The organism is Ruminococcus sp. RTP21204st1_B2_RTP21204_210225 (assembly GCF_040914135.1).
GTDB lineage: Bacteria > Bacillota > Clostridia > Oscillospirales > Ruminococcaceae > Hominimerdicola > Hominimerdicola aceti.
Genome location: NZ_JBCPGA010000046.1, coordinates 1 through 18,499 on the forward strand (window position 1 = coordinate 1; position 18,499 = coordinate 18,499).

Annotated in this window: 13 protein-coding genes and 1 riboswitch; of the genes, 2 read left to right on the forward strand and 11 right to left on the reverse strand. The window is 43.3% G+C overall.

Annotated features, from left to right (window positions below):
• Positions 1 to 336: 336 nt before the first annotated feature.
• The 11 genes from AB5123_RS12115 to AB5123_RS12165 form a co-directional block, all read right to left on the reverse strand.
• Positions 337 to 1,434: a hypothetical protein gene (locus AB5123_RS12115; RefSeq protein WP_046441700.1), complete on the reverse strand. Its 1,098-nt coding sequence runs from the start codon at positions 1,432 to 1,434 to the stop codon at positions 337 to 339.
• A complete protein-coding gene (locus AB5123_RS12120; protein WP_117877962.1) occupies positions 1,427 to 1,930 on the reverse strand; it encodes an RNA polymerase sigma factor in 504 nt (167 codons plus the stop codon). The genes AB5123_RS12115 and AB5123_RS12120 overlap by 8 nt, the downstream gene beginning before the upstream one ends.
• A 107-nt stretch (positions 1,931 to 2,037) precedes the next feature.
• Positions 2,038 to 2,637: a DUF4364 family protein gene (locus AB5123_RS12125; RefSeq protein ID WP_022288567.1), complete on the reverse strand. Its 600-nt coding sequence runs from the start codon at positions 2,635 to 2,637 to the stop codon at positions 2,038 to 2,040.
• A gap of 27 nt (positions 2,638 to 2,664) precedes the next feature.
• Positions 2,665 to 3,756: a chorismate synthase gene (aroC, locus tag AB5123_RS12130; protein WP_117925218.1), complete on the reverse strand. Its 1,092-nt coding sequence runs from the start codon at positions 3,754 to 3,756 to the stop codon at positions 2,665 to 2,667.
• Between the two features lie 86 nt (positions 3,757 to 3,842).
• A complete protein-coding gene (gene aroA / locus AB5123_RS12135) occupies positions 3,843 to 5,072 on the reverse strand; it encodes a 3-phosphoshikimate 1-carboxyvinyltransferase (RefSeq protein ID WP_368364878.1) in 1,230 nt (409 codons plus the stop codon).
• Between the two features lie 12 nt (positions 5,073 to 5,084).
• The gene (aroB, locus tag AB5123_RS12140; RefSeq protein ID WP_118124417.1) at positions 5,085 to 6,194 is read right to left on the reverse strand and encodes a 3-dehydroquinate synthase; all 1,110 of its coding nucleotides are present in this window, start codon (positions 6,192 to 6,194) and stop codon (positions 5,085 to 5,087) included.
• A 49-nt stretch (positions 6,195 to 6,243) separates the two neighbouring features.
• On the reverse strand, positions 6,244 to 6,714 hold the full coding sequence (locus AB5123_RS12145) for an LURP-one-related/scramblase family protein (protein ID WP_022288571.1): 471 nt from the start codon (positions 6,712 to 6,714) through the stop codon (positions 6,244 to 6,246).
• Between the two features lie 112 nt (positions 6,715 to 6,826).
• Positions 6,827 to 7,849, reverse strand: a complete 1,023-nt coding sequence (gene aroF / locus AB5123_RS12150) for a 3-deoxy-7-phosphoheptulonate synthase (protein WP_022288572.1) — start codon at positions 7,847 to 7,849, stop codon at positions 6,827 to 6,829.
• A gap of 350 nt (positions 7,850 to 8,199) precedes the next feature.
• Positions 8,200 to 9,453 carry a GTPase HflX gene (gene hflX, locus AB5123_RS12155; RefSeq protein WP_181986026.1) on the reverse strand — a complete coding sequence of 418 codons (1,254 nt, stop codon included), beginning with the start codon at positions 9,451 to 9,453 and terminating at the stop codon, positions 8,200 to 8,202.
• Positions 9,454 to 9,747: 294 nt separating this feature from the next.
• Positions 9,748 to 12,084: a diguanylate cyclase gene (locus AB5123_RS12160; RefSeq protein WP_368364880.1), complete on the reverse strand. Its 2,337-nt coding sequence runs from the start codon at positions 12,082 to 12,084 to the stop codon at positions 9,748 to 9,750.
• Between the two features lie 83 nt (positions 12,085 to 12,167).
• A complete protein-coding gene (locus AB5123_RS12165) occupies positions 12,168 to 14,762 on the reverse strand; it encodes a GGDEF domain-containing protein (RefSeq protein ID WP_347503619.1) in 2,595 nt (864 codons plus the stop codon).
• A gap of 251 nt (positions 14,763 to 15,013) precedes the next feature.
• Here AB5123_RS12165 and recQ point away from each other — a divergent pair, with 251 nt between their 5' ends.
• Together recQ and AB5123_RS12175 are read left to right on the forward strand one after the other, a co-directional pair.
• A complete protein-coding gene (gene recQ / locus AB5123_RS12170; RefSeq protein ID WP_368364881.1) occupies positions 15,014 to 17,299 on the forward strand; it encodes a DNA helicase RecQ in 2,286 nt (761 codons plus the stop codon).
• 111 nt (positions 17,300 to 17,410) lie between these two features.
• A riboswitch (TPP riboswitch) is annotated at positions 17,411 to 17,520 on the forward strand.
• Positions 17,521 to 17,578: 58 nt separating this feature from the next.
• Positions 17,579 to 18,163, forward strand: coding sequence for an energy-coupled thiamine transporter ThiT (locus AB5123_RS12175; RefSeq protein ID WP_278946411.1), 585 nt, complete (start codon positions 17,579 to 17,581; stop codon positions 18,161 to 18,163).
• Positions 18,164 to 18,499 lie beyond the last annotated feature (336 nt).

An 18,499-nucleotide genomic window follows, 5' to 3' on the forward strand; every position in this document is an offset into this window, starting at 1 on the left:
CGATCTTTTCGTGTTTTCTAATGTGCTGTCTTAAATCAGCTTATCTATTATATCATATTAGCTAAGCTTTGTCAAGACTTTTCTTTGTGAATTCTTTATGAATTCGTTTGAACTCTTTTGCAAAGTTCTCTTTGAACTACTCCTCAGGTCTCTTCTGTTCTCCCGAACCTTTTACCTTCGTTTCGCTTCTTTCTTTATCGCTCTCTCTCGAAGCGACTTGTTTATTTTATCACTTTTATGCCTTTTTGTCAAGCGTTTTGTACCGTTTCTATGTTTTTTATAGATATTTTCATTATTTTGCACAGAAACAGTACAAAACTTACACAATATTGACGATCAGAAGAACGTCGAATATATCTTTGACTCGCCTACACTATAAACTACCCCGTCATCGAACGCAAATACAACTGTTAAAGTAAAAGTACCCTTGCTGTCTGTAAAAGCTCCGTTCTGAGAATGTACAGTAAGCGTTCTGCATTCATTAGTATAATTAACACCGAATGTCTTATTCACTTCCTCTATAGTCGATCCAGTCTTTATTCCGCCTATAGAGAACTCAGGACAGTTATCCAAAAACAATCCCATGACATCACAATCGCTTGCTTTCGCTTCCTCATAAGTGTTATTGTCAATTGTCATGCTTCCTGAATATCCTGTTGCACCATTACTGAAAAAAGTTTCCATATCATCTTCCGCTATCACATAATTTTTCGGGTCAACGCTCTCAGAATAACCACTTAGACCTGCCGCCCAAAGACCCATATCCGCTACATCACTATACTTTGCAGGGAATGCAAATGCCCTGCCCTTTAATGTCATATCAAAAAGCCTTTCGTCCTGCACATATATCTCAGGGTATACAGGGTCTTTTTCATCGAACTCTATAGGGTCTTCCGTTTCATTTTTGGACGATGTGGTCTCCGATTTGCTGTCGTTTGCATTACTATCTGTATTTTCTGTATTACTATTGTCTGAAATAATTCCGCCATTGTTGTCACTTATGCGGTCATTGTCTGTTATGTGCGTATTTCCACCCGTATTGTTGTTTGTATTATGCGTATCGTCTGTCTTGCTGTTGTCGATCTTTGAATCATGTGTACTGTCGGCAATGCTGTCCTCTGTTTCGCCACCAGCTACTGTCTGATTTCCGTCAGAGCCGTTCCCATTTCTATTTATAAGGTCAGGCGACCAACTGTCATTGTACTGCACTGATGAACTGCCGCTTGTCTTTATGCTGTTTTTATCAGTTTTGCTGTCGGATAAAAACAGACCTGCTCCAACTGCCACGCACAGTGCCGCCGCACATACTCCGCCTATCCACATAGGTTTCCTGCTTACCGCCGCAGTATTTTTGAGCTTATTTTTCAGCTCCTCGACCTGCTCTTCATCAGGCTCTATCTGCTCTTTCATGCCTCTGAAAAATTCCTTATTCATAGAAATATCCTCCTTTCAGCTTTTCTTTCAACATTTCTCTTGCCCTTGTAAGCTGCATTCTCACCGTTCCACTGCGTACTTTCATTATCTTTGCTATCTCATCAGTAGACACCTCTTCAAAATAGTAAAGATAGACCACCATTCTGTATTTTTCAGGCAGTTCTGTTACAGCGCAGAAAACATCATTTTCCTCACGGCTTCTGAAAAAGCTTACCTCTTCCTTTCTTTCTTCAAGGGGAACTGTACGCCTGCGCCAGCTTGACAATGTTATCTTTTTGCACTGATTGAGAGTAGTCCTGATAAGCCAGAACTTCTCCTCATCATTGTCCTTGACTGTTATCCCCTTTCGATAAGCTGCAAGAAACACTTCCTGAAAAACATCGTCTGCATCTGCTTTTGAGCCAAGACGTGCTATAGCGATTCCATAAACGGTACTTTTATATTTATCTATAAGCCTGTCTATCTCTGAAGGCGTATTTTTCAAATTGACGTCCATTTGATCACCCCTTTATAATAAATACTTTTTCTCTCCCGAAATGTCACAAAATATAAAAATTTTTTTCAAAAGCCGCCTGAGCATATGCCCAGACGGCTCCACTTTCTTTAGAACAATCCCTGCTCCTCTGCAGCAGACGGCACATATTCCTCGTTCTCGATTATATAGTCCACCACTCTGCAATAGAAATCTGTAGGATTCATCTGAATTTTCGATTTTATATAATTTGCCTGCTCCTGATCAGGTGCGTAAAGAGTTATGTCCATAAGCACCATATCATCGTCACAGCAACGGCAATGCACGTTATAACCACGCTTTGCAGGCTTTATATCAAAGCTTACGTCACGATCGTTTTTAAGCTTGACGAACAGTCTTAGACCTGCCGCATATATCTTATCTCTAAAACTTTTCGGCACAAGTTTTTTGAATTTCTCAGCGCCCTCAATGCCCTTTTCAGTGAGCCGATAGTAATTCGTGCCTTCTATTTCCGCAAGCTCCAGCGTGCCGTTTTCCAACATTCTGCTGACAGCTTCCGTATATACAAAATAATTCACAACGCCTTCGCCCGTGGCTATCTCAGTAAGCTGATTAGGCGTACAAAGCTGATTTATCTGACCGAGAAAATAAGCCAGAAGTATTTGAACCTCATACACGTCGGAAATGTTCTTCATGTTCTCTGATATATGAGCCTCAGGATTTTGTACCAAGCTATCAATCCTCCTTTGGAAATTTCTCTAAAAATTTGGGTATTCAAGCATATGATTGAGCAAAGCTATATTAACAGCCGCCTCAACACATGGCACAGCCCTTGGAACAACACAAGGGTCGTGTCTGCCCTTTACTTCGAGAGTTTCATTTTTCATAGCTGAATAGTCCACAGTTGCCTGCGGTCTTGCTATTGACGGAGTAGGCTTGAAAGCAACTCTAAGTGTGATAGGCATACCAGAAGCTATTCCGCCCAGTATTCCGCCGTGATTGTTTGTCTTTGTCACAACGTGACCCTTATCATTTACATAGAACTCATCATTGTTCTCCGAACCTGTCATTTCCGCCACCTTAAAGCCTGCACCAAACTCCAGACCCTTTACCGCAGGGATACCGAAAATAAGCTGAGCTATAGAGTTTTCAAGTCCGTCAAAGATAGGCGAGCCGATACCGGCTGGAACATTGATAGCGATACATTCTATAATTCCGCCAACACTGTCCTTATCCTTTCTTGCCTTGTCTATCTCCTTTATCATTTCGTTGCCCTGAACGTCGATAATAGTCGGAAACTCTTTCTCACGAACTTCCCTTATCATATCCTTAGTGGTATTGATAGGGTCAAAAGCCTTATCCTTTATGCCATGGATTTCTGCGATATGAGCGCCCACATAGATACCTCTTTTTTCAAGTATCTGACCTGCCACTGCTCCTGCAAAGCATAGGGGCGCAGTAAGTCTGCCTGAAAAATGTCCGCCGCCTCTTACATCATTGAAGCCTCTGTATCTCAATGCGCCTGTATAATCAGCGTGACCTGGTCTTGCAAGCCTTGAAAGATTTGAATAATCCTGTGAATGCTGGTCTGTATTGGCTATAAGCGCACAAAGAGGAGTACCCATAGTCTTGCCGTTGAAATAGCCAGACATTATCTGCGGCATATCCTTTTCTTTTCTCTGTGTAGAGGTCTTGTTCTGCTTAGGCGCTCTTCTTGCCATAAATTGATATATCTTGTCAAGGTCGATGCTCTCCCCCGGCGGTACATTATCCATAACAACGCCTATTGCAGGGCCGTGGCTCTCACCGAAAACGGTAAAGCCTATATTGTTGTTCCATGTTGATGACATTTTACTTCCTCCTGTCAGCTTATAAAGCCTGTATAAATAACGGCAGATACCCGCCAGATCAGTACAAATTTTTGTACTAGCCCACGTTAAGGCTCACGGCTTATCTCTCCTCCGATGCTCTCATATACCTCAAAGAAATCGGGATATGACTTGCTGACGCACTCCGCACCGTTTATCTTCAGTGGTGAAGTACATCTTGTGGCAGCCACCGCCATTGACATTGCGATCCTGTGGTCGTTGAAGCTGTCAACTTCTCCGCCATTCAGTGAGCCAACGCCCTCTATCTCCAATCCGTCCTCAAGCTCAGTTACCTTTCCGCCAATTGCGTTAAGGCACTGTGAGATAGCCGAAAGCCTGTCGCACTCCTTTATCCTAAGACGTGCGGCATTTCGTATATAGCTTTTTCCCTCGCAGAAGCTTCCAAGTACTGTAAGAACAGGTACAAGGTCGGGTATATCCGAACAGTCGAGGTCAAAAGGCTGCAAACCGCCATTTTTATTATACACTATTTTCTCGCATATTTCAACAATTTTTTTATCTCCCTGAAAAGATTTTTCAGAAAGCCCTGCGATATCAATATCACTGCCCAAAGAATTTGCCACCTTGAAGAAAGCCGCCTGAGAATAATCCCCCTCAACTCTGCCGCTGAAAGGCATATAACGCTGACCGCCCTTTACAAAATATCCATTCTCTGTTTCCTCCACCTGACAGCCATGCTCTCTCAAAGTGCCTAGAGTTATGTCAACATATGGCTTTGACTCCAAATGAGAAGTGAGTATTATCTCACTGTCCTCCTCAAGAAGCGGCAGAGCAAACAGAAGCCCTGTGATAAACTGTGAGGATATTCCACCGTCAACATAGAACTTGCCCCCTGTGAGCTTTCCATTAGTGGAAAAAGGCATAGTGTTGTTGTATTCAAAGCTTACGCCATGCTTTGGAAACTCATCAAGATATGGTGTGATAGGTCTTTGCGGAAGCCTGCCCCTGCCGGTGAACTGAGTATCCACCCCAAGCGCACAAGCAACAGGTATGAGAAATCTCAGCGTTGAGCCGCTCTCACAGCAATCCAAAAATGCGCTCTCAGGAATATCCTTTATGCCCTCTATCACAGCCTTATCGCCGTCAAAATCTATTTTCGCCCCAAGCGCCCTCATGCAATCCATAGTCGCAAGGATATCCACCGAGGGATAAAGATTTGTTATCTCAGAAACGCCGTTTGACAGCGCCGCCGCTATCACCATTCTGTGTGCAACGCTTTTTGAGGGCGGAACTGTCACCTGTCCGCTGAGTTTTTTCGGAAATACAGTTATGTTCATCGCTATCCTCCGTTACATCTCTGTGATTATTTCAGCTATCTGCTCCTCGGATATCTCTTTGCCGTACTGATTTTCACCGAAGCACATCATCTCGCCTATTTCTTTTTGGAAAACAAATCTCAGCTTTCCGTCACGGACCTTTTTATCTGTATAAAGCTTTTTCACAAGAGCCTTTCTGTCAATATAGTCAGGTATTTTTGTAGGAAGCTTTGCCCTTTCAAGAAGCTTTTCCACACGCTGTTCATTTTCATGGGATATAAAGCCAAGCTTCTCGCCCAATCTTGCCTGTGCCACCATACCGATAGCTACAGCTTCTCCATGATATAGTCTATAATCAGACACAGTTTCGATAGCTCTGCCGACAGTGTGACCGAGATTAAGCACCTCTCTCAGACCCGACTCTCTCTCGTCTTTCATTACCACTTTATACTTGACTTCGCAGTTTTTCTTTGCGATATACTCGCAGGCTTCACCGTCACATTCAAGCACCTTTTCCACGTTTTTTTCAAGATACTCAAACAGCTCCTTATCACCAAGACAGCCGTGCTTTATAGTTTCCGCAAGACCGCTTGAAAGCTGTTTTTCAGGCAGAGTTTTCCATGTGTCTATGTCGAGATAAACTTTCTTGGGCTGATTGAACAGACCGATCAGATTTGTAGCAAGGGGCGTATCAACGGCAGTTTTTCCACCCACAGAAGCGTCAGCCGCCGCAAGGAGCGTTGTGGCATAATTCACAAAAGGCACTCCTCTGCCAAATGTTCCTGCAACAAAGCCTGCCAGGTCTGTGACAACTCCGCCGCCAACGGCTACCACACAGCAGTCACGGCGAAAGCCTTTTTCAAGCATAGAGTCCTCAACAAACTCTTTCATCTGCCTGGTTTTGGACTTTTCTCCCTCAGGTATCACAAAAAGCTCAGCTTTCAGGCCTGCGGCGTTGAGCCTGTCATAAATATCTCTGCCATAGAGATCCACAACGATAGAATCCGTCACAACGGCAAATTTCTTTATCTTTCCCACAAGACCGCCTTTAAGATCGCTGACCAGCGTATCCTGCAATTTTCTGCCTATTTCTATATCATAAGAATCGTCCACGACCCTTTTAAGCTCGCAGTTGAATTTCATTAATATCAAAACCTTTCAGTACGATTTTTTACACAGCTATCATAAAAGCCTAATTGCCGTCTGAGCATTTCTCGGCGTCTATCGCAAGTGCAATGAGCAATCCTGCCAAAGCATTGCTATCGTCATAAACGTCTATGACATAGGTATCAGTAAGGTGCAAAAGCTCCTTTGACACATACATTATCTGTTCAGCACCGCTATAAACGGAATAGTCCCAGCCGAAAATATCACCATCCACTCTCCAGCCGCAGAAATCTATATGGAACTTTGGCTTGAAAAATGTGAACTCTTTCTTTATACAGCCCATATACTCTCCGCCTATGTATATCTCAAAGGTAGGGAAAATTTTCAGCACCTTTTCTTTCAGCACGCCGACCTTGTTTCCCATGTTGTCGTATATCTCCAGCAAGTGACCCCATGCGAGTCTGCCTTTTACGCTGAAAACTGCGTTACCATATTCGTCGCACACATCATAGCTGTCAAACCATGAAAAAAGCCTTTGTTTAAGCACAAGTTTCATCGTTCTTCCTCCTTTGTACTTTATCCATTTACAGTTCTAAAACATTATACCACATAACTGAATATTTGTAAAGAAAAAGAGGTGCGAAAACACCTCTTTTTCAATGTCTTGTTTATTCGTTTACATCAAGAGGCTTGCCCATGAACTCGGAAAGTGCCTTAACTTTCTTCATTGTTTCAGCGAACTGTGCAGGAGTAAGTGACTGCGCACCATCGCTCCATGCGTTCTTAGGGTCATTGTGTACCTCTATCTCAAGTGCGTCACAGCCTGCTGTTACAGCGCAAAGTGCCATTGGCTCAACAAGTGAAGCGATACCTGTAGCGTGGCTAGGGTCGACAGTGATAGGAAGGTGTGTTTTCTGCTGGAGCAGAGGAACGGCTGAAAGATCGAGAGTATTTCTTGTGGCAGGCTCGAATGTACGGATACCTCTCTCACAGAGGATAACGTTCTGATTGCCCTCAGACATTATGTACTCAGCGGACATGAGAAGCTCCTGAAGAGTTGATGAAAGTCCTCTCTTGAGAAGAACTGGCTTGTCGCTTCTGCCGAGAGCCTTGAGAAGTGTGAAATTCTGCATATTTCTTGCTCCTACCTGAACAACGTCAACGTCAGCAAAGCAGTCAAGATCAGAAAGATCCATGATCTCAGTAACGATAGGCAGACCTGTTATCTTTCTAGCCTGAATAAGAAGGTCGATGCCCTCCTTGCCAAGACCCTGGAATGAATATGGTGAAGTTCTTGGCTTGAATGCGCCACCTCTGAGCATTGTTGCACCTGCTTCCTTTACAGCGATAGCAGTTGTGATTATCTGCTCCTCAGTTTCAACAGAGCAAGGACCCGCAATGACCTGAAGCTTTCCGCCGCCTATCTTTCTGCCTGCAACGTCGATAACAGTATTATCAGGGTGGAACTTTCTGTTAGCATTCTTGTAAGGCTCCTGAACACGCTGTACATTTTCAACACATTCCTTAGCCTGAACTGCTTCTATATCGATCTGAGTTGTGTCGCCAATAAGACCGATAACATTTGAATGAACGCCCTCTACCAGATTCGTCGATACGTGGAACTGGTCGAGCCAGTTCAAAAGCTCTTCTACCTGTTTTTCCTGTGAATTGTTTTTCAATACGATGATCATGTTACTTTCCTCCGAAAATCAAATTTGTATAGGCAATAAAAACAGCCGTGACATTCTTTTACAAGAAAGCCACGGCTTATAATAAACGCATATATAAAAACAGAAACTTCTCTATACGCCTATTCTGATCTCGTCGCTTTCTTCACACGCCAAAAAAACTCGAAGCCATAAAAGTAGCTCAAGCTCATAAAGAAGTATGTAAAGACTGCAGACATGATAACAGTAGACATATTCTGTTTTTTCCTTTCGATTTATTTGTTATTGCTAACCACGATTATTATACTCTCACAGGCAGGGCTTGTCAATAGTCCTGCCGAGAGTTTACATTTTTTTAACGTTTGAAAAACACTTTATTCTTCACTTTTTACCTTATAGCTTTCCACAAGATGATAGACCTTGATATCCACAAGAGCGTCAAGAACGATACCCTCAGCGGTATAATCCTCGCTGAATATCCTGCCCTCCTGCCTTATGGTGTTCACAAGACCCGCCTTGTCAAAAGGCAGAAGAAGCCTGCATCTTACGCTGTTTTCGGGTAACGCCTTTTGTATAGCCGCAAGCAGGCTGTCAATGCCTGTGCCGTTTTTGGCGGATATCTTCACCGCTTCACCTGATGTGTCAAGCTCGTTTATATAAGGCACTTTGTCGCACTTGTTGAACACTGTCACCACAGGTATACCCTCACAGCCAAGCTCTTTGAGCAGCTCAAGGGTAACTTTTGCCTGCTCCTCGCAGTCATCAGCCGAGGCGTCGCACACATGGATTATAACGTCCGCACTTGCCGCCTCTTCAAGAGTGGATTTGAAAGCTTCCACAAGCTGATGCGGCAGACGTCTGATAAGTCCTACCGTGTCAATAAGCGTCACCGACCTGCCGTCAGGAAGCTCTATAGCCCTTGATGTTGTTTCCAAAGTCGCAAAAAGCTTGTTCTCTGCAAGCACGCCCGCTTCTGTAAGATAATTAAGCAGTGTGGATTTGCCCACGTTTGTATAGCCCACTATCGCCGCTGTGAGAACACCATCTTTCTTGCGACGTTTTCTCATAAGCCCACGACGCTTCTCTATCTCCTTAAGCTCGTCTGAAAGTGCCGCAATGCGTGTTCTGATGTGTCGCTTGTCAGTTTCAAGCTTCGACTCACCAGGACCTCTTGTGCCGATACCACCGCCAAGACGTGACATATTAGTTCCCATGCCTGCAAGCCTTGGAAGTCTGTATTTGTTCTGTGCTATCTCTACCTGCAATCTGCCCTCACGAGTAGTCGCACGCTGAGCAAAGATATCCAGTATGAGCATAGTTCTGTCGATAGTGAAAACACCACACACGTCCTCGATATTTCTTATCTGTGTGGCTGTCAGTTCGCAGTCGAAAACTATCCTGTCAATATTTTCATTTCTGCATATCTCAGCCATTTCTTCAAGCCTGCCTGAGCCTATGCAGGTACCGCTGTCAAAGGACGGCCTTTTCTGTGTCACTCTCGCTATCACCTCGCCGCCTGCTGTTTCTGTCAGTTCTTCAAGTTCATCAAGAGAAAGCTCCACATCATACGAACCTGTGTCCACTGCCGCAAGCAGCACACGGTCTTTCTTTATTGTGTTGTCAAACATTTCTGCCATATTAATCACTCCTAATGTCTGTTATCAAGCCGCTCTTCGGCTTTTTCAGGCATAAAAAAACACACCCTCAGGCGTGTAACCAAAACGTTATACGGAAGAGTCGGAGCGGCTCGTGCCAATGCACCTGCCTGATATTCGGTTTAATAGTTTCTCACCCATATTCTTGTAATTCTCATGTCATCCGACGCTCCTTTCGTAAAATATGTTTTATTATATCACAGCCATGATATTTTGTCAAGCATAAAAACAAAAAGCAGGCTGCCTTTTTCAGACAGCCTGCAAATGTTATTCATAATCGCTTTTAAGTATGCTCCTCTTATGCTTTTTCTCCTCATAAAGCAGGATATCAGCATGGCTGAGAAGCTCTCCTATCTCAAGCGTGGCACTGCATACGAACGGATAAACGCCTACGCTCGTATGGATTATATATGGCTTATCGGCGGCATATTTAATATTGTATTCTCTTGTGACCGCTTCTATATGGTTTCTCATTGACGGGATATCTATTGCGTTATCAAGAAAAGCGCATACAACGAACTCATCGCCACCTATACGACCCACTATCTCACTGTTGCCAAAAGAGTGTTTAAGTATCTTTGCCGCAGATAGTATAGCAAAGTCGCCCTCCTCGTGACCAAACTTATCATTTATGGTTTTCAGACAGTCAAGGTCGGCAAAGACCATGATAGCCTTTTCACCCTCGTTTTTGTCATTGCTGAGTCTTTTACGAAGCTCCTCAAAAAATCCCCTTCGATTGTAGCAACCCGTCAAAGCGTCCTGCCTTGAAAGATCTCGAAGAAGCTCATTGTTCTCCTTGATCTCGATAAGGCTCTTTTTAAGCTGCTTCTGGGTAACAGCCTGCTGCTTCATCAAGGTTATTATTTTAAGTGCCGCACAAAGTTGAACTGTCACAGACTGCAAATAATTAAAATACTCATGCTTTATCTCACACATCAGTATTCCGTAATGCTCCTCGTTAGAGAACAATGGTGATACCACTAATGTATAACGTCTGTCTGTTGGCAGATACTTATTCGACAACAGCTCTGTATACTTTACAGCCTGCTCTTCATGTGGGAGCTGGATAGCGTCAGAACCATTGTGATAGGCTTTGAGATACATATATTCCGGCGGTTGCCACTTATCTGTACCAAAGTGAATAATGGCAGGCTCGAAGCTGAACAGAAAGCTTGATTCCATATGAAGCCTCATAAGCTTATCCACAACGGTCTCATATGCTCTGTCATCATAAGCTTCAAACACAAGCATATCCCTTGTGATAGAGTTTGCCTGCCATGCAAGGAACTCATTATCCTCAAGCTTTTCCTTACAGTAATTCGCATTGCGTTCTGCCAGTATCTTGTATATCTGAATAAAAGTCTGATTTAACTTCAAATGCTTCTCCACGTTATCAAAACGAGAGATAAGCTTTTGCTGAATATACTCAACAGAAGCATAAAGCTCATCAACGTTCACAAACCTAAAAAATTCTTCACTGGCAAGAGTTGAGATCATTTCTAATACTTTATCTTTTTTGACCTCATTATCAAGATTTTCCTCACGGGCATAATCATCAAGAGCATATATTATCTTGACATAATTTTCTCGCATTTTCGCAGTTGTTTCACTTGCACTGTATTTATTGAACAAAAACTGGCTCATTCTTCTTGCAAACGCTTCCGGATCATCTGATATGCGACCAAAAGATATGGTCTTTAATTTTGAGTTGCCCTGACAGCCGCAGGAATTTCTTCTTACCATTCCCGAAGAGATCTTATCGTTGTTTATAGCCTTATTTATAACATAGTTCACAGCCTCCTGAACGGCATGATAGCCAAGCTCAGAAGGGTCAGCCTTGACAGTCGTCAAATGCGGATTAAGCTCCTCAGCCACTGGATCGTCATCAAAGCCTGTCACAAGGATATCCTTACCAGGACGTATCCCACGCTCTTCCATAGCCTTATAGCCTGCAATTGCCATCTGGTCGTTTGCAAAAACGATAGCATCAAGTTCCGGATTATCGTCAATAAGCTTTCCGACTTCGTCAACACAGAATTTCGAAAAATTACCATATGCAACACGCTTTTCGTCATAGATGATACCATTTTCCTCAAGAGTCTCCTTGTAAACGTCAAGTCTTTCAAGGGCATCATCACTTGTTTTAGGTCCGCTTACCATACCTATCTTTTTACAGCCATGCACCTTTATAAGATGTTCTATAGCCTCCTTCATTCCCGTTCTGTTGTCGAGCATGATACAAGGATAACCATCAATACGTGCCGTTATAGTTATAACAGGCGTTCCAGCAAATTTTTTCAGAAACTGAACCTTATGCTCGTTGTCAAGATATGTTCCAAGTGTGCCGATAAGCACAAGCAGAACGTCGAACTTATTTGCCGCCGCCATATCGAACAAAGTATTATACTGATACTCATACACCGTTCTCAGCTTATCGGCATAGATCCCATCTATATATCTGCCTGGAAAAATAACGAGGTCAGCGTCGCACTGCTCTGCGCCTATCATTGCGCCCTCTGCAACAGCATCGTCAAAATCATCTTCAAGGTGGCTCACCAAAAGTCCTATTTTTATACGTCTGCGTTTAGCAGTATCATTCATCATCTCATGATCCTCCGTACAAATCAGCCGTGCTGCTTCAGACGATCTAAAGCAGCGTCACACAAGACACGCCTATGGGCTTTGCCTTATTTGTTTATCTTGATATCTTTCTTACAATCGACTACTGAAAGCGTACCATTCGGACTTCCAAGCCACCAGCCATCGCCTGTAAGGAACATTACGTCGAACTGACAGCTTTGTGCTGTCACGTCACCTTTACCGGTTTTATCTCCAATGCCTGAGACAGAACCGCCCTCGCAATAAAGCTTAAAGACAGTATTTTTAAGCTCACAATCCAGCTCGCCGTCCCTTGTTCCCACACAGTTGAGAGTTCTTCCCTTCATGGAAATGTTGAGCCTGCCATCAAGAATACATATCCTTCCAGTCCCGTTACTCATAACTCCCACTGCAGTCAGGTTATTTCCAGAAAGCTCACAACTCATGTTATAGTCTGAAATGCTTATATCAGCACTGCCCTTTACAGCACCAACGCCCACTGACATTCCTGCCGCAAGCTTTAGCCTGCAGCCACAGTTTGATATAGTCACATCTGCGTCGCCGTCGATGCTTCCAATACCAACGCACCTATCGCCACTGCAATTTACAGCTATATCACCGCCTGCAATGACAATACCATCTTTGCAGCCTCCTCCGCCTATTCCGACGCACTTGTCGCCATTTGCAGTTATATCAAGAATACCTGTCATTGCGACAGTTATCCTTCCGCAAGGCTGCTTGCTGTCAGTGCCTATTGCATAGCAATCCTTCGACTCTGATCTGACATAAAGCTCACCTGAGCCTACAAGCTCTAACGACGATCCCTCAGGAACATAAATACCTCTGCCGTCTATACGATCTTCACCGCTGCACACTATCCTGACTCTCGAACCGGTGCCTAGCTTTATGATTGGCAGATCCTCATATATAGTGAGCCATGCGTTTTTCAAGTGAATGACGCAATCAACACCATTACCAATTGTCACGGACAAAGGCACTGCACGATCGTCCTCAGCCTTTCCCGAAAGAGTAAATGTACCTGTGCCGAGAAAAATGTCAGAATATCTTTTTTTATACATCTCAGCAAGGTCGATAACGTCATTATCCTCAGCGTGATAGACCTTTTTATCATTATCTCCAGCCTCGATACTGTAAGCCACTATCTCCTCACGGATATTTTCCGAGATATCATGGATAAGCACAGGCTTCGGCTTAGAAACATAATAACCCTGAATAAGATCGACGCCGAAATATATCATGGTTTTAAGTTCTTCGCTTGTTTCAACGCCCTCTGCAAGTGCGGTATATCCGCTTGAATGGAAATATTCCACCATTTTTGAAACTATCTTCTGAGCCTTAGAATTCTGGTCAATACCGGAAATGAGAGAACGGTCTATCTTTACCACCTCAGGATCATATCGCAGAAGATTCGATGTATTTGAATAGCCTGTGCCGTAATCGTCAATAGCAAGGCTCATATTGTTCTTTTCAAGACGCACCCTTATTCTATCGAGGTCGTCCTCGCTGATCTCTGTCTGCTCTGTCATTTCGATAACGACCTTTTCAAGAAGTTCGCCATAATCATTGACGATCGCATAAAAATCCTTATCGTCAAGAGCATGAGATGATATTGAATTTATATACAGCCTGCGGTTTTCAAAATCGAGCTGATGCTTGCTGAGATATTTAAGAGTATTTTTCAGTGTAGCTTTCTCTATATCGTAAAGTCTGCCGAAATTTTTAGCACAGTTGAGTATCTGAAGCGGATTGAGTGCTATATTTCCCTTTGTTCTCATAAGCGCTTCGTAAGCGACTATCTCGCCTGTTGAAGAACTAACGATAGGCTGAAAATGATATGTAAACAGATTTTTATCAAGAAGCTCTGAAAAAGCCCTGATATTCTCGATATCACTCTTCTGCTTTGCATATTTTTCAGGATCAAAGCAACAAATACTGCCTGCACCCTTTGCCTTAGCTTCATAAAGTGCAAAGCCTGCTGCGTGCATGAGTCTTGCTGGCACTTCAAAGCCGCTGCTTATGCCTGCCGTCACAGACAGCGAATGATTTGAAGACGATCTCACTCCAAATTCATCTGGCAGGCAACACTCCTTCACCGCTTTACGTATATTGTCAGCAAACTCCTCAGGCTTACCTACAAAGCGTGGAACATATATCCAAAACTGACCGTCTGAATTGAATGCCGTCACAGTATTTTCAGGCAAAACCGCAACAGCCGCCTTAAGTGCCTCCCCTATGCAGTAGTCTGAATCCAAAAGCTTCCCTGCTCCATCAAATCTTACAAGAGCAAGCAATGATGAGCGTGTCATTCCATCAAGAAGTCTTACAAGCTCTGATTGTGGTATAATGTCGAGCCCTTCAAAAACACTTTTTGACATATATTCTTTCGACAGATACACTATTCCGGCGGTAATGCCACTTGGAGTGTCAAGAAGTTCTATACACAACGGCAGACCAAGATCTCGTCCTCCGCCGTTCAATGCAACTATATCTCTGAACTTGTCATAATCTGTGTTCTCTCTAAGTCCCATAAGAGCACGACAGTTTTCATCGGCATAAAACTCTCCGCTTTTCTCGTCCATAACAAACCCGCCGATATTGTGCCATATTGAACAAACCTTTCCCCAGACAGCACCAAAATAGCTTTGCCACAATTTATTTTCCATATCCATGATCTTCACCATGCCTGAATATACGACAGTGTTCAGACAACCCTTCCTTTGGAGATTTGTTAATTTTTTATATTTTTATAACTAATTATTTATCAAGCCTATTATAACATAATCCCGATAAAATTACAATAGCGACTAAGGAAAAGATGTTACAAAATCGTGCATGGAATTTTGTATATCTGTTTGACTTAGCTGATTTTTGGTAGTATAATATAAGCATACACACAATGGAAAGTTAGGATAAAATGACAGATTTTCGCAATAAGTATTCAGTGCTTCAGGACTTTTTCGGACACTCTCAGTTCAGAAACGGTCAGGAGCAGATAATAGACAGCATACTTGCAGGGCGTGACTGCCTTGGAGTTATGCCAACAGGCGCAGGCAAATCTATGTGCTATCAAATACCTGCTCTTATGTTTGACGGGATAACTATAGTTGTTTCGCCACTCATATCCCTAATGAAAGATCAGGTGAACTCGCTGATACAATCGGGAGTGAGGGCAGCGTATCTGAACTCGTCACTGACGGCGGCACAGTATGAAATGGCTATATCAAACGCCGCCCGTGGTATGTACAAGATAATATATGTTGCACCTGAAAGGCTGATGACAGGATCGTTTCTGTCACTGGCTTTGTCGGTGAAGATATCCATGCTTGCGGTGGACGAAGCCCACTGCGTTTCTCAGTGGGGACAAGATTTCAGACCTTCCTATATGAAGATACCCGAGTTTCTTGGCAAACTTCCCTACCGCCCTATCGTCAGCGCATTCACCGCCACTGCCACCGCAGAAGTAAAAGCGGACATTATCAAAATGCTTGAACTCCGTGACCCTTTCACCATAACCACAGGCTTTGACAGAAAAAATCTCTACTTTGGCGTTTCTCACCCTCATGACAAATACAGTGAAACAGTGAAGATAGTTGAGAAATACAAGGACAACTGCGGAATAATCTACTGCTCCACAAGAAAAAATGTTGAGAGCGTGTGTGAAAAGCTCTGTGCCGACGGCTACAACGCTTCACGCTATCATGCAGGACTTTCTGATGAGGAAAGGCGTAAAAATCAAGACGATTTTATCTTTGACCGTGTCCAGGTCATGGTGGCGACCAATGCTTTCGGCATGGGAATAGACAAATCAAACGTGAGCTATGTCATACATTATAATATGCCTAAGAATATTGAAAGCTATTATCAGGAGGCAGGCAGAGCGGGACGTGACGGAAACGAAGCAAAGTGCATTTTGCTCTACAGCGGTCAGGACGTTGCGACCAACAAGTTTCTTATAAACAATTCTCATGACAATCCCGACCTTGACGATGACACTCTTGAAATGATACGCAAGCGTGATCTTATGCGTCTGAAAAAGATGACCGATTACTGCAACACAAACGGCTGTCTGAGAGAGTTTATCCTTGGATATTTCGGTGAGAAGCAGGACAAGCCTTGTCAGAACTGCTCAGGCTGTTTGGGTGATTTCGGAGAAACAGAAGAAGTTGACGTGTCTGTAGATTGCCAAAAAGTGCTTTCCTGCATTTATAGACTTCACCAGCGAAACCTTTCTTTTGGAGCAGGTGTCATAGCACAGATACTTAAAGGCTCAGACTCCGAAAAGGTAAAGCGTTTTGACCTTTCCACTCTTTCAACATACGGCATAATGAAAGACTCCACGCAGGTCTATATCCGCAGGCTCATAGCTTTTCTTGAAGCTGATGATTACATCACACAGACTTCACACGGGGATTTTTCTGTGCTTACTCTTACAAGAAAGTCTGCAGAGATATTAATGGACAAAAAGACTATTACAATACGCCTTCCAAAGAAAAAGCCAAAGAGCGAAACGGTCACAAAGATCGGCAGAGACGAAGTTACGACATTCGACAAGGAGCTTTTCGGACGGCTCAGAGCTGTGCGGAGCAAGCTTGCGACACAGGCAAGTCTGCCTGCATATATCATTCTTACAGACGCTTCACTGCGTGATATGTGTATAAAGCTGCCTAAGACGCAGACGGAGCTTTTGAATATCTCAGGGGTGGGCAAGTCAAAGCAGGAACGTTATGGAAGATACTTTGTAGCCGAGATACAGAAATATCTCAAGGAAAATCCTGACGCTGCTTCGGGTTATAAATATATCCCAGAGGGCTATCTGCAAAAACAAAATGCGGTTGGCGGTCAAAGCACAAAGGAATATATAATCGCCCACGCAGGTGAGCTTTCAGGCAAGGAACAGGATATGACCCTTTCAGAAGTATGCGACAGCATTTTCTATCAGCTCGGCACAGACGGCGATATAAGAAGCATAAAACTTGCCATAAAAGAATGGCTCATAGGTGAAAATTATCTTGCAAAAGACGTAGCAAACGGAAGGGGCTTTCTTGAAACTACAATACTTTCCCCTGAAGCAGGAATAATAGAACGTGAAAAAATATCACAGCTTGGAAACAGCTACAAGACGATACTTTTTCCAAAGCAGGCGCAGGAATTTATTTTTGAGAACATAGAGGAGATACTCAGCCAAGATGCACAAAACTAATAATAAAATGCGGTTTTGCGACAGATATTTATGTTTTCATACAATTTAGGTGGGGAAAATCAGAAAAGCTATTGAAAACCCACGAAAAAAGCAGTATAATAACAATAGTACATAAAACAACACGGGAGCTGAATGTTTTTCGGCTGAGAAAGAGCAAATAGATGTTCTGACCGCACCTGATATGGGTAATGCCAGCGTAGGAAAATAGTGTGTATATCTATGCGTATGCCCTTTTATCAGGCATACGCATTTTTTGTACGCAGAAAGGAATGGTATAATATGAAAAATTCAAAAACACTTACATTGGTCGAGGGTGCAGTAATGGTGGCACTGGCAACAGTGCTTAGCTTTATCAGAGTATACAAGCTCCCTTGGGGTGGCTCTATCACACTGCTCTCCATGCTTCCTATAGCCGTTTTCAGCATTAAGCATGGCGTAGCAAAGGGTCTTGGAGCGGCATTTGTTTTCTCTCTCATTCAGTTCATTCAGGGTATCACAGACGGACTTTTCGGCTGGGGACGTTCTCCTGTAATGCTCGTTGCCTGCATATTCATTGACTATCTTGCAGCCTACACAGTTCTCGGTGTGGCAGGAATGTTCAGAAAGAAAGGCGCAGTGGGCTGGATAGCAGGAACGATGATAGCAGTTTTCCTGAGATTTGTTTGCCACTTCATCAGCGGCGTTGTTATCTGGAAGTCATTCGGCGCACTGTGGGACGGCTTCTCAACAGACAACAGCGTACTCTACAGCCTGCTTTACAACGGCTCATATATGCTTCCTGAAATGATATTCACAGCTATCGGTACGTTTGCACTTTTTGAGATACCTCAGACTAGAAAGATACTTTCCACACAGGATAAATAATCACACATTGCAAAAGGTTGGCGGTCTGCGGCTGTTTTCATTCATTCAGAAAAAGGCGTTGTAAAAAAACAGCGCTCAAAGAGTCGAGATTTCCTACTTTTCGGGAAATCTCGACTCTTTTTTATGCCAAATCGCAAAAATAACTATTTTGGCTGAATTTTGGGTACAGCAAACACAGCGGCACAAAAACTGCGTTTTTGCCGTGTTGAAAATGTGGAAAATATTTTAAATTTATGCCGCTTTTTTTATTGCAGGCTTTTTCAAGTGAAATTTATGCAGATTAAAACCACAGCAAATCATCGCAATTTCTAAATTCATGGCATTTAAGCCACGTCT

What these genes read in the sequence shown, in the direction of transcription:
- hflX (WP_181986026.1), bottom strand. Translation starts at nt 9,453, where the DNA reads ATGTTTGACAACACAATAAAGAAAGACCGTGTGCTGCTTGCGGCAGTG.
- AB5123_RS12115 (WP_046441700.1), bottom strand. Translation starts at nt 1,434, where the DNA reads ATGAATAAGGAATTTTTCAGAGGCATGAAAGAGCAGATAGAGCCTGAT.
- aroA (WP_368364878.1), bottom strand. Translation starts at nt 5,072, where the DNA reads ATGAACATAACTGTATTTCCGAAAAAACTCAGCGGACAGGTGACAGTT.
- AB5123_RS12120 (WP_117877962.1), bottom strand. Translation starts at nt 1,930, where the DNA reads ATGGACGTCAATTTGAAAAATACGCCTTCAGAGATAGACAGGCTTATA.
- aroF (WP_022288572.1), bottom strand. Translation starts at nt 7,849, where the DNA reads ATGATCATCGTATTGAAAAACAATTCACAGGAAAAACAGGTAGAAGAG.
- aroC (WP_117925218.1), bottom strand. Translation starts at nt 3,756, where the DNA reads ATGTCATCAACATGGAACAACAATATAGGCTTTACCGTTTTCGGTGAG.
- AB5123_RS12145 (WP_022288571.1), bottom strand. Translation starts at nt 6,714, where the DNA reads ATGAAACTTGTGCTTAAACAAAGGCTTTTTTCATGGTTTGACAGCTAT.
- AB5123_RS12165 (WP_347503619.1), bottom strand. Translation starts at nt 14,762, where the DNA reads ATGGAAAATAAATTGTGGCAAAGCTATTTTGGTGCTGTCTGGGGAAAG.
- aroB (WP_118124417.1), bottom strand. Translation starts at nt 6,194, where the DNA reads ATGAAATTCAACTGCGAGCTTAAAAGGGTCGTGGACGATTCTTATGAT.
- AB5123_RS12160 (WP_368364880.1), bottom strand. Translation starts at nt 12,084, where the DNA reads ATGATGAATGATACTGCTAAACGCAGACGTATAAAAATAGGACTTTTG.
- recQ (WP_368364881.1), top strand. Translation starts at nt 15,014, where the DNA reads ATGACAGATTTTCGCAATAAGTATTCAGTGCTTCAGGACTTTTTCGGA.
- AB5123_RS12175 (WP_278946411.1), top strand. Translation starts at nt 17,579, where the DNA reads ATGAAAAATTCAAAAACACTTACATTGGTCGAGGGTGCAGTAATGGTG.